12 protein-coding genes are annotated in these 14188 nt (G+C 62.3%); 4 read left to right on the forward strand and 8 right to left on the reverse strand.

The window, feature by feature from the left end; translation table 11 throughout:
- Positions 1–21: 21 nt before the first annotated feature.
- Positions 22–705, reverse strand: coding sequence for a PilN domain-containing protein (locus PCA20602_RS18440; protein WP_150722462.1), 684 nt, complete (start codon positions 703–705; stop codon positions 22–24).
- Complete coding sequence (locus tag PCA20602_RS18445) at positions 696–1730, reverse strand: type IV pilus biogenesis protein PilM (protein WP_174981300.1); 1035 nt, start codon at positions 1728–1730, stop codon at positions 696–698. Before PCA20602_RS18445 ends, PCA20602_RS18440 begins: the two co-directional genes overlap by 10 nt.
- Before the next feature lie 277 nt (positions 1731–2007).
- Between PCA20602_RS18445 and PCA20602_RS18450 the strand changes: the two genes are divergently transcribed.
- Positions 2008–4482 carry a penicillin-binding protein 1A gene (locus tag PCA20602_RS18450; protein WP_150722464.1) on the forward strand — a complete coding sequence of 825 codons (2475 nt, stop codon included), beginning with the start codon at positions 2008–2010 and terminating at the stop codon, positions 4480–4482.
- A gap of 54 nt (positions 4483–4536) precedes the next feature.
- On the opposite strand, the gene cyaY is transcribed toward PCA20602_RS18450, so the two are convergent.
- Positions 4537–4869, reverse strand: coding sequence for an iron donor protein CyaY (gene cyaY / locus PCA20602_RS18455; protein ID WP_150722465.1), 333 nt, complete (start codon positions 4867–4869; stop codon positions 4537–4539).
- 57 nt (positions 4870–4926) lie between these two features.
- On the opposite strand from cyaY, the gene lptM reads away from it, so the two are divergent.
- Together lptM and lysA are read left to right on the forward strand one after the other, a co-directional pair.
- Positions 4927–5154, forward strand: coding sequence for an LPS translocon maturation chaperone LptM (gene lptM / locus PCA20602_RS18460; RefSeq protein WP_150722466.1), 228 nt, complete (start codon positions 4927–4929; stop codon positions 5152–5154).
- A 126-nt stretch (positions 5155–5280) separates the two neighbouring features.
- Positions 5281–6549: a diaminopimelate decarboxylase gene (gene lysA / locus PCA20602_RS18465; protein ID WP_150722467.1), complete on the forward strand. Its 1269-nt coding sequence runs from the start codon at positions 5281–5283 to the stop codon at positions 6547–6549.
- Here the strand turns inward: lysA and msrQ are convergent.
- From msrQ to PCA20602_RS18490, 5 genes are all read right to left on the reverse strand, one after another.
- Entirely contained in the window at positions 6477–7259 is a 783-nt protein-coding gene (msrQ, locus tag PCA20602_RS18470) for a protein-methionine-sulfoxide reductase heme-binding subunit MsrQ (protein WP_150722468.1), read from the reverse strand. The genes lysA and msrQ overlap by 73 nt on opposite strands.
- 19 nt (positions 7260–7278) lie before the next feature.
- Entirely contained in the window at positions 7279–8274 is a 996-nt protein-coding gene (gene msrP / locus PCA20602_RS18475) for a protein-methionine-sulfoxide reductase catalytic subunit MsrP (RefSeq protein ID WP_150722469.1), read from the reverse strand.
- A 213-nt stretch (positions 8275–8487) separates the two neighbouring features.
- The gene (ccsB, locus tag PCA20602_RS18480; protein WP_150722470.1) at positions 8488–9672 is read right to left on the reverse strand and encodes a c-type cytochrome biogenesis protein CcsB; all 1185 of its coding nucleotides are present in this window, start codon (positions 9670–9672) and stop codon (positions 8488–8490) included.
- A gap of 11 nt (positions 9673–9683) precedes the next feature.
- Positions 9684–11819, reverse strand: a complete 2136-nt coding sequence (locus PCA20602_RS18485) for a cytochrome c biogenesis protein ResB (protein WP_246182227.1) — start codon at positions 11817–11819, stop codon at positions 9684–9686.
- A 175-nt stretch (positions 11820–11994) separates the two neighbouring features.
- Positions 11995–12651: a c-type cytochrome gene (locus tag PCA20602_RS18490; RefSeq protein ID WP_150722471.1), complete on the reverse strand. Its 657-nt coding sequence runs from the start codon at positions 12649–12651 to the stop codon at positions 11995–11997.
- Positions 12652–12948: 297 nt separating this feature from the next.
- On the opposite strand from PCA20602_RS18490, the gene yihA reads away from it, so the two are divergent.
- Complete coding sequence (gene yihA / locus PCA20602_RS18495) at positions 12949–13617, forward strand: ribosome biogenesis GTP-binding protein YihA/YsxC (RefSeq protein WP_069342355.1); 669 nt, start codon at positions 12949–12951, stop codon at positions 13615–13617.
- Positions 13618–14188 lie beyond the last annotated feature (571 nt).

Genomic DNA, 14188 nt, shown 5'->3' on the forward strand with positions numbered 1-14188 from the left:
ACGTCGTCCGGCGCGTGTTTGTCACCGTACATCGGGCACCTCCTCCGTTACCGGCCGATCAACGTCGGCATCGACGTCGGTCACTCCCGCCAACACCACCGGCGCAGGCACCTGCCGGAGTTCGATGCGTAACGTGAAACGACGCACGTTGGGCATAGCGGCAGACGCCTGCCCGGCGGCCCATTGCCGTCTGACGCTTTCCGGCACCACGCTCGACTCCACTTCTGCAACCTTGCGCACCCACGGTAACGCGCGCAACCGTTTCTGCGTCTCTCGCACACGCGACTGTGTCGTCGCATAGCCCTCCAGTCGCAGGTGCTCGTCGACCGTCTTCACCAACGTCAATCTGACACCGTCGGCACACGCCCTCATGACGTCCAGCAATCGCTGCGCGGCAGGTTGCCGCCGCCCGACCAAAGCGGACGTTGCCCTGCGATGCGCCTGCATCTCGCCAAGCTTGCGCACCGTGGTATCGAACGCCCTCACCTCGGCACTCAACTTCTCGCTCGCCGCTCGCAATGCCACACGTTGCAACTTCGACTCCCGACGTTGATGCTCATCCCAGGCAATGGGTCCCAACGATGCGAATGCGCCACACGCAGCAATACCCAGCCAGATACGCCATTGACGGCGGAAGTCGCGCTGTCGTCGCTGTGCCAACGTGGGAAGGAAGTCGAGCGGCGGCAATTCAGCACTCATTCGCATGACATGCCTCGCATCGACATGGCACGCAATGCGAGCCCAAACGGCACGGTGAGTACCGTCCGCTGCGCTGGCGCGTGGAAACGTGACATGGAAGAACCTGCGGGCGTCAGATGGCTCAGCGGATCGAAAGGACTGATTTCGACACCACATGTGGCGGCTATGGCTACGCAGATATCCTCAAGTTCGCTCGGACTTGCCCCTCTCGCCGTCACGTGAAGGATTTGCGGGACGACAGGCAACGCCCCCAACAACGTCCGCACTACGCTTGCCAGGGCTTCTGAATGGGCATTGACGCCGTCAAACCGCTCGCGAACGTCTGCGACACATGTCTGCCCGTTGAAAACCGCCAGATCGACCTCCTGCGCGTCGATTTGTAGCAACGCGACGGGCGGGACATTTGAATGTGCCGCCGACGCGGATTCCGGCGTCGATACGCCATGCATCTTCGTTCGGGCCCATCGGAATGCCCGACGCCCCGCCCTGTGCGCCGCATCCATTGCATGCGTGCGCAGCCCCGCCATTTCCAGCAAGGCAACCCTGTCATCCGCCAACGCCGCTTCACACGCGTACAACCTAAGGCGATGGCTGCCGGGCTCGGCCCACGTCACACCGATACGGCTTCTCGAATCGACAGTGCCGTCGCCGGGCAACAGCAGGGCAGCGCGCCGCTCGCACCATGCACGTAGCACGCGCGGCGGCAGATCAGCGGGATAGTCGATGACCTGGGTCCTGAGTCCCTGCGAGGGAAGCGCCACGACAATCGTGTCACCCTGCAAATCCTGCGGTTCGATTTCCAGCCGCTCCAGCAACTCGCCCAGCCTGCGCGCCAATGCTTCCGGCTTGGCAATCTGTGCGCCGTTCAACATGCCATCGTCGATGACGGCACTCCCACAAGCACTCAGCCCCCACGGCTCTCCCCCTGTCGTGCGTGCCATGCGAACGAATTGCATCCCCCCCGCGTCAAAGTGAATACCGCAAGCGCCGCCGTCGTTGCGGGGCAACGCCGCCGCCAGTTGATTGCCCACGTAACGCACACCGCGCAAAATCGCTGCGACCATGATTGCCTCCCGTCTCTCGCCCTATCGATGCGATCGATGCTAGCGGGCACGGTGCGACCGTCCAATCGGACGATTCCGAGTCTCGGCGTTAGCACGGCGAGAAAAATGCGCTTTCGGAATTTGCGCCGTTTTTCACTCGGCGGATTCTTAGTCCTCATAGGCGCGAACTCCGATTTCGGGGAGCTGCCGAGGGAGGTCACGGGTCGTTCGTTATAATCGGCCCATCGTTTTTTCCGGTTCCCCCATGGCAAGCACACCCCAAACCGAGACACCCCGCGACAAGCGCCCGCCCAAACCGCGCCGCTCCATCTGGCTGCGCCTCGCCCTTTGGTTCGTAGGCCTTATCGCCGCGATGGTCGTATGTGGCGCGTTGCTCGCGGGGTACATCCTGGTGGTGATGACGCCGCAATTGCCGTCGCTGGACACGATCGTCGATTACCGGCCGAAGATTCCGCTGCGTATCTATACGGCCGACGAGATCCAGATCGGTGAATTCGGCGAGGAGCGCCGCAATCTCGTGCGCTTTGCCGACATCCCCGATGTCATGAAGAAAGCCGTGCTCGCCATCGAGGACGATCGCTTTTATCAGCACGGTGGCGTCGACTTCATCGGCATCTTCCGTGCGGGCGTCGCCAACTTCACGCGTGGCGGCTCGTCGCAAGGGGCCAGTACGATCACCATGCAGGTGGCGCGCAACTTCTTCCTGTCGAGCGAGAAGACATACACGCGCAAGATTTACGAGGCGCTACTCGCCTACAAGATTGAATCGCGCCTGTCGAAGGATCAGATTCTCGAGCTGTACATGAATCAGATCTATCTCGGCGAGCGTGCTTACGGCTTCGCCAGCGCGGCCCGCGTGTATTTCGGCAAGGACCTCAAGGACATCACGCTCGCCGAAGCCGCGATGCTTGCCGGACTCCCGAAGGCACCGTCGGCCTATAACCCGATCGTCAATTACAAGCGCGCTCGCGTGCGTCAGGAATACATCCTCAAGCGGATGTATGACCTTGGGTATGCCTCGAAAGCCGAATACGAGCAGGCCATCGCGCAGGAACTGGTGGTGCGCGGGCTGGGTAGCGAATTCAGCGTGCATGCCGGCTATGTCGCCGAAATGGTCCGTCAGTTGCTCTACGCACAGTTCAAGGACGAGATTTACACGCGCGGCTTCAACGTCTACACGACGATCAATTCAGCCGATCAGGAAGCGGCTTACGAAGCACTGCGTGCAGGCGTGATGGCGTATGAACTGCGCCACGGCTATCGCGGCCCGGAAGCCAACATCGATTTGCCGAGTGACAAGGACGAGCGCGAACAGTTGATCGACGACACACTGGTCGAGCATCCGGACAGCGGTGACATGGTCGCGGCGGTCGTACTGTCGGCAGCCCCGCAGCAGGTCAAGGCGGTTCTGCTCAACGGCGACGACGTCACCGTCACGGGCGACGGGCTGCGCTTTGCGGCAACCGGTCTGAGCGCCAAGGCGCAACCGAAGCAGAAGATTCGCCCGGGCTCGGTCATCCGCGTCACGAAGGACGCAAAGGACAACTGGCGCATCGTGCAGATGCCGGACATCGAAGCGGCGTTCGTGTCGCTCGATCCGCAAAACGGCGCCATCCGCTCGCTGGTCGGGGGCTTCGACTTCAACCGCAACAAGTTCAACCACGTGACGCAAGCATGGCGTCAGCCGGGATCGAGCTTCAAGCCGTTCATTTACTCGGCTGCGCTCGAGAAGGGTTTTGCCCCCGCCACGATCATTAACGACGGCCCGCTGTATTTCACGGCGGCGCAGACGGGCGGGCAGCCGTGGGAGCCGAAGAACTATGGTGGCGGGTTCGACGGACCGGAGCCGATGCGCGTCGCACTCATGCGCTCACGCAACCTCGTGTCGATTCGTATCCTGCAAAGCATCACGCCGGGGTACGCGCAGAAGTTCATCGGCCGATTCGGCTTCGAGGCGGACAAGCATCCGGCCTACCTGCCGATGGCACTTGGCGCAGGCATGGTCACGCCGCTGCAAATGGCTAGCGGTTATGCCGTGTTCGCGAATGGCGGCTTCCGGGTGAACCCCTTTATCGTGGCGCGCATCACCGACTCGAAGGGCAACGTGATCATGGAGGAGAAGCCGACACCGGCAGGTGACGAGTCGATTCGGGCGATCCCGGCACGGAACGCGTTCATCATGAATTCGATGCTGCACGACGTGGCGACACGCGGCACTGCGGCCAAGACCAACGCACTCAAGCGCAGCGATCTCGCCGGCAAGACCGGGACGACGAACGATTCCCACGATGCGTGGTTCGCCGGCTATCAATCTCAGCTGGTGGGCGTTGCGTGGATCGGCTTCGATCAACCGCGCAATCTGGGGGATCGCGAAACCGGTGGTGGTCTGGCACTGCCGATCTGGATCGACTACATGTCGAAGGCGTTGCGCGGGGTGCCAGAGTCGACCCGTGCGATTCCGCCGGGCGTCATTCAGGCCAATGGGGACTATTTCTACGACGACTATCCGCCGGGGCGCGCCGTCAGCACGGTGGGGCTGAGCGCTGACACGGCACCGGACGGCTCGGCATCACCGGGACCGTCGGGCGCGCTGCCCGGCCAGATGCCGGCTCAGCCGGGCGCGGTACCTGCACCGTCGCACGTGCCGTCACCGGCACCAGCGCCGGTCGATCGTCAGGAGCGACAACGCATCCTGGATATGTTCAACAGCAAGCCCTGATATCGCTCAGGGCTTGCGGACTGGCTTGGGGGCGGCCGTTAGGCCGGTAACTCCTCAGCCAGCCTGAAACGTCACCGTCTCACCGGCTTGCTGCGATGCGAAGCGCGACAGGGCTTCGAACAACTCGGAGTCGTCGCGCGTATCGCGCCATTTGTCGCCTTTCAGGCGGAAATGGAAACCGCCCGAACGCGCAGCGATCCAGATCTCGCTCATCGGCGTTTGCACGTTGACGATGATCTTGCTGCCATCTTCGAATTCGAGCGTCAGTACGTTGCCCGTACGCTCGCAATCGATATCCACGTCGCTGTTGTCGACCACGCCTTCGACAGCCGCTTCGACCTGCGCCAGCACTGCCTCTGCGAGCGCCAGGAATTCACTTTCCGTCATGCTAAACTCCACGGTTTGCGTCATCGTTTGCATGCCGCACCACGCGGCGATACCCCCATGACTGCACCTATTCGAACCTGCGCGATTGTAGCGTCGATTGCCCTTCTGAGCGCACTGGCCGGTTGTGGCCAGGCCGGCCCGCTGTACCTCCCGGCGCCTCCCGTGAAACCGACGCCGCCGCCAGGTGCGCCGGTCCCGCCGCCGCCGCGTGTGGCCGAGCCGCAGCGCGGACCGTCGGTCGATGTGCCGCCGGCAACCATGCAACCGCCAGCCAAGCCGGAGTGAGCGGAATAAGCGAAAATTTGCCGACGATGGCCGACATCCGCGAGATCGGCCTCGACGCGCCGGGGCGAAATCCCCCCGACGCGACCGGCGCCCCCTAGTTGCCCAGTTGATTACCGAGTTTCTGCGATGTCCGACGCCATCTTCTCCTACCGCGACGACGTACTCCACGCCGAGGGCGTAGCCCTCCCCGCGCTTGCCGAACGCTTCGGCACCCCGCTCTACGTCTATTCGAAGGCGGCCCTGACGCAGGCCTATCAGGCCTATGCCAAGGCATGCGAAGGCCGTAACGCGGCAGTGCACTACGCAGCCAAGGCCAACTCGAACCTCGCAGTGCTCGGCGTCTTCGCCAAACTCGGCGCAGGCTTCGACATCGTGTCGGCCGGCGAGCTCGCGCGTGTCATCGCCGCGGGTGGCGATCCCAGGCGCGCCGTGTTTTCCGGTGTCGGCAAGCACGCGGACGAAATGCGCTACGCATTGGAAAAGGACGTGTTCTGCTTCAACGTGGAATCGCGCCCGGAACTCGACCGGCTCAATGCAGTGGCGGGGCAGATGGGCAAGCGTGCACGTGTCTCGTTGCGCGTGAATCCGAACGTCGACGCCAAGACGCACCCCTATATTTCCACAGGCCTGCGCGGAAACAAGTTCGGCGTGGCCTATGAAGAAGCGTTCGACGCCTATCGTGCGGCGGCCGCCATGCCGCACCTCGAAGTTGTCGGCATCGATTGCCACATCGGGTCGCAAATCACCGAGATCTCACCGTATCTCGACGCCGCCGACAAGGTCCTCGATCTCGTCGAAAAGCTCGAAACCGCAGGTATCTCGCTGCATCACATCGACGTGGGGGGTGGTCTGGGCATCACCTATACGGACGAAACCCCGCCGGATATCACGGCATTCGCCACGACGCTGCTCGACCACATCGCCAAGCGCGGTCACGGCCATCGGCAGGTGCTGTTCGAACCGGGCCGCTCGCTCGTGGGTAATGCCGGTGTACTGCTCACGCGCGTGGAGTTCCTCAAGCACGGCGAGACCAAGAACTTTGCCATCGTCGACGCGGCGATGAATGATCTGGCGCGTCCGGCAATGTACGAGGCGTATCACCGCATTGACCCGGTCGCACGCCGCACGGGCGAGGCAAGTACCTACGATGTCGTCGGCCCCGTTTGCGAAAGCGGTGACTGGCTCGGTCGCGACCGGGCACTGGCCATCGAGCCGGATGATCTGCTCGCGATTCGCTCGGCCGGCGCTTACGGCTTTACGATGAGCTCCAACTACAACACGCGTCCGCGTGCGGCCGAAGTCATGGTCGATGGCAACGACGCCTATCTCGTGCGCGAACGCGAGACGGTCGAATCGCTGTTTGCCGGCGAGCGGCTGCTGCCCGGCAACGTCTGAGTTCGCGGCCTGCGCAGCGCCCAGATCACGCGGGCGCCAAGCAGGCCCGCCACAACGATCGCATAGATCGCCGGTTGGGCAAGGTCGTTCTTGCCCGCCTTCATCCACCAGTAATGCAGGATCGCTAGCACGGCAATCGCGTAAATCGCGCGATGCAGTTGTTGCCAGCGCCGCCCGCCCAGCCATCGCACCATCGCGTGCGGGGACGTCAGCGCCAGCGGCACCATCAGCACGAACGCCGCAAACCCCACGGTGATAAACGGGCGTTTGCCGGTGACGTCGCGCAAGATACTCGTCCAGTCAAACCACTGATCCAGCCAGAAATACGTCGCGAAATGCAGCGCGCCGTAGAAAAACGCGAACAGTCCGAGCATGCGTCTGCATCGCAATAACCAGGTCATGCCGGTCATGCGGCGCACGGGGGTGATGGCCAGCGTGATGCAAAGCATCACCAGCGTCCAGGTCCCTGTCGATCGGGTGATGAATTCGACGGGATTTGCGCCCAACTGGTCCGTCACGCCATAGATGACAAGCCGCAGCAGCGGCACCAGCGCGAGCAGGAAAACCACCGCTTTGACACACACGAGCCAGCGTTGCGCGGGACGCCTGGTAACGCCGGCACGGGTCGCCGGGCCGACTGTCGGTGTCGCTTGCGCATCGTTGCGCCCGTGCCCGGGCTCGCCGGACGAATGAGAAGGGGATGTCGGCACGGCGTATCCGCTGGGAAGCTCAGAAGAATTTGCGCAGATCCATGCCCTGATACAGGCTGGCGACCTGTTCACCGTATCCGTTGAACATCAGTGTCTTGCGCTTGGGGGTGAAAATGCCGCCGTCGCCAATGCGACGTTCGGTAGCCTGACTCCAGCGCGGATGATCGACTTCCGGATTAACGTTCGAGTAGAAACCATACTCGTCCGATGCGGCACGATTCCAGCTCGTCAGCGGCATTTTCTCGACGAAACGGATCTTCACAATGGACTTGGCACTCTTGAAGCCATATTTCCAGGGCACCACCATGCGTACCGGCGCGCCGTTCTGATTCGGCAATACCTCGCCATACAGACCGAACGTCAGCAGCGAGAGCGGGTGCATGGCTTCGTCCATCCGCAAGCCTTCCACATACGGCCAGCTCAACACCGGATACGACAGCCCGGGCATCTGCTTCGGATCGGCCAGCGTGACGAACTCCACGTATTTCGCGTTGCCCGTAGGCTGCACCTGTTTGATGAGCTCGGACAGCGAGTAGCCAATCCACGGAATGACCATCGACCAGCCTTCCACGCAGCGGTGCCGATAGACGCGCTCTTCGAGCGGCGCCAGTTTGAGCAACGCATCGAGGTCGTAGACCTTCGGCTGTTTCACCGCTCCCTCGATGGCCACCTGCCACGGACGCGGCTTGAGCGTGCCTGCACGCCGCGCCGGGTCGGACTTGTCGGTGCCGAATTCGTAGAAGTTGTTGTAGGTGGTGACATCCTTGATGTCGGTCGGCTTGTCGGTGACGACATATCGCGTATTGCGTGTCGCCGCGAGCTTGCTCAGTCCGGTGCCCGGGCTGTCAGCCGCAAAGGCGCCCGAAGGCAGGAGGCCCAGTGCGGCGCCCCCGAGGCCCGTCAACCCGACGCCTGAAGCCTGCAGGAAACGCCGTCGCCCGGTCGCCACGTCACGCGGCGTAATGTGGCTCGCCGGGATGTTCGCCCCGCGCAGAAGCGACTTGTTCGTACTCATGATGTGCCCTCCAGGCTCGCCTGATGTGCCGATATTGCCGAGATGCCTCGTGCCCGGTATGACTGACGCGCGATTGACGTCGTTCCCGAGGTGACACTGCGGGAAATCATACGTCACGATGAAAAAAGCCGCCGGCACCTCGGTGCGGCGGCTTTTCGAGCCCGAACGGCCTGGATCGCCTGGATCGTCTAATTCAGACGCCAGCCTTATGCGTCAGAGCTGTCCGTAACTATGCAATCCCGACAGGAACATGTTCACGCCAAGGAACGCAAACGTCGTGATCAGCAGCCCCGTCAGCGACCACCACGCGGCGACCACGCCACGCAGCCCCTTCATGAGGCGCATGTGCAACCACGCTGCGTAGTTCAGCCAGACGATCAGTGCCCACGTCTCCTTGGGATCCCAGCTCCAGTAGCCCCCCCAGGCGTCTGCCGCCCAGAGTGCGCCGAGAATCGTCGCAATCGTAAAGAACGCAAAACCGACGGCGATCGCCTTGTACATCACATCGTCGAGCAATTCGAGCGATGGCAGGCGCGACGAGAAGAACCCGCTATCGACCGGCTTGCCCTTCGCAACCAGACGTTTGTTCTCGCTCGACTTGAGCAGATACGCCACGGCCACCATCGCCGCCAGTGCAAACGTGCCATAGCCGATGAAGTTCGCCGGCACGTGGATCTTCATCCACCAGCTCTGAAGCGCGGGTACCAGCGGCTGGATCTCGTAAGCGCTGCGCGCCACGCTGTACCAGAGGTTGAAACCCACGGCCGCGCTGATCACCAGCAACACGAACGGTCCGAGCGAGCGCGTTTCGTAGCGTTGCTCGTAATACAGGTAAAACAGCGCCGTGATCAGGCAGAACAGCACGAACACTTCGTACAGGTTCGAGATGGGGATGTGACCGACGTCCGCGCCGACGAGATACGACTCGTACCAACGCACCATCATGCCGGTGAAGCCGAGCAGCACGGCCGCCCAGCACAACGACGAGCCCACACTCGCCCCGAACGGCGAACGGGCCACCAGGCCGCCCCAGTAGAAGAGTGTCGACAGGAAAAACAGCGCGCTCATCCACAGAATGGCGGACTGACTCGACAGAAAGTACTTGAGAAAGAAGGCCTGATCGGCGCGCGCGAGATCATGGTGATACATCCCGATGCCCGAAAGCGCGAGGATTGCGATCCCGGCCATCAGCCAGCGCACTGAGCGCCAATGCCAGCCAAGCACGGCAAAAGTCGGCACCGCGAGCACCAGAATCGTGTGCTCGTAGTAATCCATGTAGTGACCGTAGCGGTTGAGCGCGAAACCCGCACCGATCGCCAGCGCAAGCGCGAACAACCAGTCGCCGATACTGCGGCGGCGCAGCCACGAGATCTCTGAATAGCCCTGGGATAACTCCATTTGTCTCACCCTCATCGTTTTGTGACGATCTCGTCCATCTCCGCCTTCGTGCGGGCGAATTCCTTTTCGAAGTCCAGTGTGCGACGCGTCGTCGACACCGCCATCAACACCGAACTGCCACCCTCCGGCGTGTCCTTGACCCACAGCCACAAACGCCGCTCGCGCACGTAGAACATCGAGAAAATGCCGAGCACCAGCAGTAAGCTGCCAAGATACACGATCTTTTTACCCGGGGATCGCGTGAGCTGAAAGACGCTGGCCTGGATTTGCTCGAACGAATCGAGCTGCAGGAAGACCGGTGCGTCGTACAGGAAATTGTCGGACAGCGCGTTGGTAGCCGTATGCACGAATCGCTCGCTCTCCGGCGCCGGCGCCATTTCGGGCTGACCGGCCTTCTCGCGGGCGACCTGCCAGAGCTGCCAGATCGCGCCGTCCAGAATGCGTCGGAACATGACCGCTGCGTTCGACTGCTGCTCCGGCGGTACCTTCTCGTTCACGAATTCGGCGATCGCCTGCAAACCGCCCGTCGCATGGCCATCCTTGCTCGCCGGAATCGCCCCCGCGAACAGATCCAGTTCACGCTTGGCACTCTCCTGCAACTGACCACGCAGTTCGGCAGACGTTTGCGCCGGCAGCGACTGCGCCGCGAACCGGCGCGCAGCCTCGCCGCGGGCACCGTCATCCTGAAGGGCGGCGCGCAACAGCATCCATTGCTTGACGGAGCCATCGGCGTCCGCCGGGATGCGCAGATACTGGAACGGGCCATCCGGGGTGTCACGCACCCCCGTCATGAATACACGCTCGCCGTCTTCCACCATAATCGGCAGCATGTAATTGCGGTACTCCTTCGCCTGACCGCTACGGTCGCGTACCTTGTACTGCACGGACGGGCCGACGTTGCGCAGGTCCTTGCTCAGATCGGAGCGCGCGCCGGAACCGAGTTGCGCACTCAGGTCATCGCGCAGCGACTTGCGGGCCACGCCGCGCACGTCGCGCTCGCCGCTGCCATTGCTGATGTTCTCGACGTTGATGGCGCGGAAGTCGCTGAACTCGACCGTGTACTCGTCCTTGCCGGCCGCACCGCCGCGCAGTTGGGTCGAGCCGCCGATGTCGCCGGAAAACGCGAAGGTACGATCCGTCGCGCCGCGCATGGGATAACCGGTGAGCTTCAGTTTGCTGCCGCCGTCCTCGAAGCTCGACTGATAGATCGCCACGCCCTTGTAAATGAACGGCTCGTTGACCTTCACAGTCGCGTCCATCGTCTTGCCGGTCTCGGGGTCGGTGACCACGATGTCGCTCGCGAAGAGCTTGGGCATGCCCGTCGAGTAGTAATCGACGTGGAATTTCTTCAGTTCGATGGCGAACGGCAGATCCTGCACCACCGAGCCATCCTGAAAATTCAGAATCGCCGTCGTCGATTTGCCGCCTTCCGGCACGAATGCGTAGCCGCGGAAAGCGGGGTTATTCGGCGAAAGTCGATGCGTCTCCGGAATCTGCGCGATCACGGCATTGCCTTGCAGCGGCGATTTGCCGAACAGCGCCATCTGGGCACGAATCAGCAGATCGCTGTCCACGAGGCCACCCAGACAGATGATGACGATCGCACTGTGCGCGAAGATGTAGCCGATCTTGTTGATCGCACCGGCTTTCGCGGCCACGAGCGTCGCGCCTTCGCGCTCACGCACGACGAAGCGGTAACCGCGATGTCCGAGATAGCCCGTCACCCGCTTGAGCAGATCGACACGCGACAACGGCCCGACGTATTCGGCCTTGTGACCGAACGCACGCAGGCTGCCTTCGCGCACGTGGTCGCGCCAGCTCCGAATGTCCGCGATCATCTTCGGCGCGTTGCGCACGATGCACAGCGTCGTCGACGCCATCAGGAAGAAGAGGATCAGCAGGAACCACCACGAGCTGTACACGGTGTACAGCCCGAGCGAGCGAAAGACGTCGGCCCAGAACGGACCGAACTGATTGACGTAATTGGGGTAAGGGTCGCCCTGCTTGAGCACGGTGCCAACGATGCTGGCAATCGCGAGCACGGTGAGCAGACTGATGGCGAAGCGCATCGAGCTGACCAGCTCGACGCCGTCGCGCACCCATCGTTGCGCTCCCTTGATCTGCATTCCGGAGGTACTGATGCTCATCCTGTTTCCGACAACAAAAAAGGGCGGGGACGCGTATCTCACGCGCCCGCCACCCTGTGTATGCTAAACCAGTTCGCTCCCGTCGCTCTGCGGCGCCGTGACTGGTTTCGTTATAAGTCAGCGAATATACCCTGACGTTCACATGGTGTCAGGGCAGGGCTCCCGATCATCACGCTTAGCGCAGACCGGCGATGTAATCCGCGACGGCTTTGATTTCCTTGTCTGACAGACGGCCACCGATCGTGTGCATCGGCGCGTTGTTGCCGCGCGTTTCGTCGCGGAACGCCACAAGCTGAGCCGCGGTGTATTCCGCCCACTGACCGGACAGACGTGGGTACTGCGACGGCATGCCTGCGCCCGTCGGGCCATGACACGCGGCGCAGGCCGGCACGCCCTTCTCCGCGATGCCGCCACGGTAAATCTTCTCGCCGAGCGGCACAGTGTCCTTGTTGCGGGCGGCCCCCGGTTTCGCCGTCTGTGACGCGAAGTACGCCGACACGTTGCGCATGTCCTGATCGGAGAGCGCCGCGACCATGCCAGCCATGATGGGGTTATTACGCGCGGGAGTCTTGCCGGGCTGCGCCTTGAAGTCGACGAGCTGCTTGTAGAGATATTCGGAATGTTGACCGGCCAGCTTCGGATAAGCCCCACCGGTGCTGTTGCCGTCGGCCGCGTGGCACGCGGCGCAGACCTGACTGGCAATGGCCTGTCCCCGGGCCAGATCGGGTTTGGCGGGCGCCTGAGGCTCGGCGGCCTGTCCTGCACCGCTCAGAAGAAAGCATGCCAGCGCCAACGGTGTTGCAGCGAGAGACTTCCACACTCCTCGGTTCATTCGCACACCTTATATCTGTTTTGTCGGGAAATCGGTCGTTCGAACTCACCGTCCGACGCCGCGTTTCTCCTCCAACCTCACGGCGCGCGAGACGTTCGGGCAAGCCCTGGCAAGGCCAAGGTTAACTTTCATATTGTACAATAAAGACTTTCCCCGGCTTTAGGGGATTCCATGTAGAAGGCCGCAGAACGGGGCTTCCCGGCCTGTCGCCGGCGGGCGTCGAACCTGCCGTTTTTGCGTGCCTGCGCCCGCGTTGCAGCCCGATGCCAATGGTTGCTGCGCTCCCCGGTTTCCGTCATGTCCCTACTTCATCAAGCCCGCTTCTTTACGACCGTCAATCATCTGCGCGACCTGCCGCCCACGGCCGTGCCCGAGGTCGCCTTCGCGGGCCGCTCGAACGCGGGCAAGTCCAGCGCGCTCAACATCCTGTGCAATCAGAAGCGTCTGGCGTTCTCCAGCAAGACGCCGGGCCGCACGCAACACATCAACTATTTCGAGATCGCTCACCTTGAGCACCTTTATGGCTACCTCGTCGATTTGCCCGGTTACGGCTATGCCGAGGTCGGCGGCGGCGTAAAGGTGCACTGGCAGCAGCTTCTCGGCGACTATCTGGTGCAGCGCCCGCAGTTGCGCGGCCTGGTGCTCGTGATGGACTCGCGCCGTCCGTTCACGGACCTGGACTGCGAGCTCATCGACTGGTTCATGCCGACGGGGCGCCCCATTCACGCGCTGCTGACGAAGGCCGACAAGCTCACGCGCCAGGAATCCACGAACGTGCTGCGCGAGACGCAAAAGCGCCTGTCCGCGTTGCCGCGCACCGATGGCCTGCCGTCCGACGATCCGTCTGTGCCGGCGCAATTCACGGCGCAGTTGTTCTCGTCGCTCAAGCGGACCGGTGTCGACGCCGCGCAGCGCGTGCTCGAGGACTGGCTCGCCATTCCGGCACGAGACACTGCGAAAAAGTAAGCCTTTCCTCGTCGGATGTCTCCCGCAGATCCGGCACATCCGGCGTATATCCTGACGTATCCGACGGGTGTCTTGCCGCGATGGCAAGACACTGACATCCGGTTCCGGTTTAGCGTTTTAAACGCCATTTTCGCTTGGCACGCCAGCTTTCTAAGGTAGACGTTCAACGCACATACCGAGCGCGACAAATCGTCGCGGCGGGCTGGGCCCTACATCGGTTGGTTCTGAACTGGATCGATGACGCGAAGCGACAGAGGGCGACCATCGTCCGAATGGACGATGCCGAAGAGAAACCGACAGAACGTGCGGCGTTCAGGGACGTTGCCTGACCATTGCCCGGACGTTGCAACGATTCGAGCGCACATAAAAAAACCGCCGTGTAGGCACGGCGGGTTTAAATAAGCCTTATCGTAGAACGACAGGCGCCCGCTCAGGGAGGAGAAGCGGGGGACGTCACACACAGTGCGAACATCCGGTTGGTATGATATACCATGCGTTCGAAAGTTTCCCGGCAAGCGCCCTTTTTTGCGCGCCTTCCCTCTTACGGAATCGTTGAGCCAGTCGCAACGAC

Origin of the sequence: Pandoraea capi (assembly GCF_902459735.1) — a bacterium.
GTDB classification, from domain to species: Bacteria; Pseudomonadota; Gammaproteobacteria; order Burkholderiales; family Burkholderiaceae; genus Pandoraea; species Pandoraea capi.

Bases quoted from the DNA above. Each gene is read 5' to 3' on its own strand.
- PCA20602_RS18440 (WP_150722462.1), bottom strand. From the start codon at position 705: ATGCGAATGAGTGCTGAATTGCCGCCGCTCGACTTCCTTCCCACGTTG.
- PCA20602_RS18450 (WP_150722464.1), top strand. From the start codon at position 2,008: ATGGCAAGCACACCCCAAACCGAGACACCCCGCGACAAGCGCCCGCCC.
- cyaY (WP_150722465.1), bottom strand. From the start codon at position 4,869: ATGACGGAAAGTGAATTCCTGGCGCTCGCAGAGGCAGTGCTGGCGCAG.
- lptM (WP_150722466.1), top strand. From the start codon at position 4,927: ATGACTGCACCTATTCGAACCTGCGCGATTGTAGCGTCGATTGCCCTT.
- lysA (WP_150722467.1), top strand. From the start codon at position 5,281: ATGTCCGACGCCATCTTCTCCTACCGCGACGACGTACTCCACGCCGAG.
- msrP (WP_150722469.1), bottom strand. From the start codon at position 8,274: ATGAGTACGAACAAGTCGCTTCTGCGCGGGGCGAACATCCCGGCGAGC.
- ccsB (WP_150722470.1), bottom strand. From the start codon at position 9,672: ATGGAGTTATCCCAGGGCTATTCAGAGATCTCGTGGCTGCGCCGCCGC.
- PCA20602_RS18485 (WP_246182227.1), bottom strand. From the start codon at position 11,819: ATGAGCATCAGTACCTCCGGAATGCAGATCAAGGGAGCGCAACGATGG.
- PCA20602_RS18490 (WP_150722471.1), bottom strand. From the start codon at position 12,651: ATGAACCGAGGAGTGTGGAAGTCTCTCGCTGCAACACCGTTGGCGCTG.
- yihA (WP_069342355.1), top strand. From the start codon at position 12,949: ATGTCCCTACTTCATCAAGCCCGCTTCTTTACGACCGTCAATCATCTG.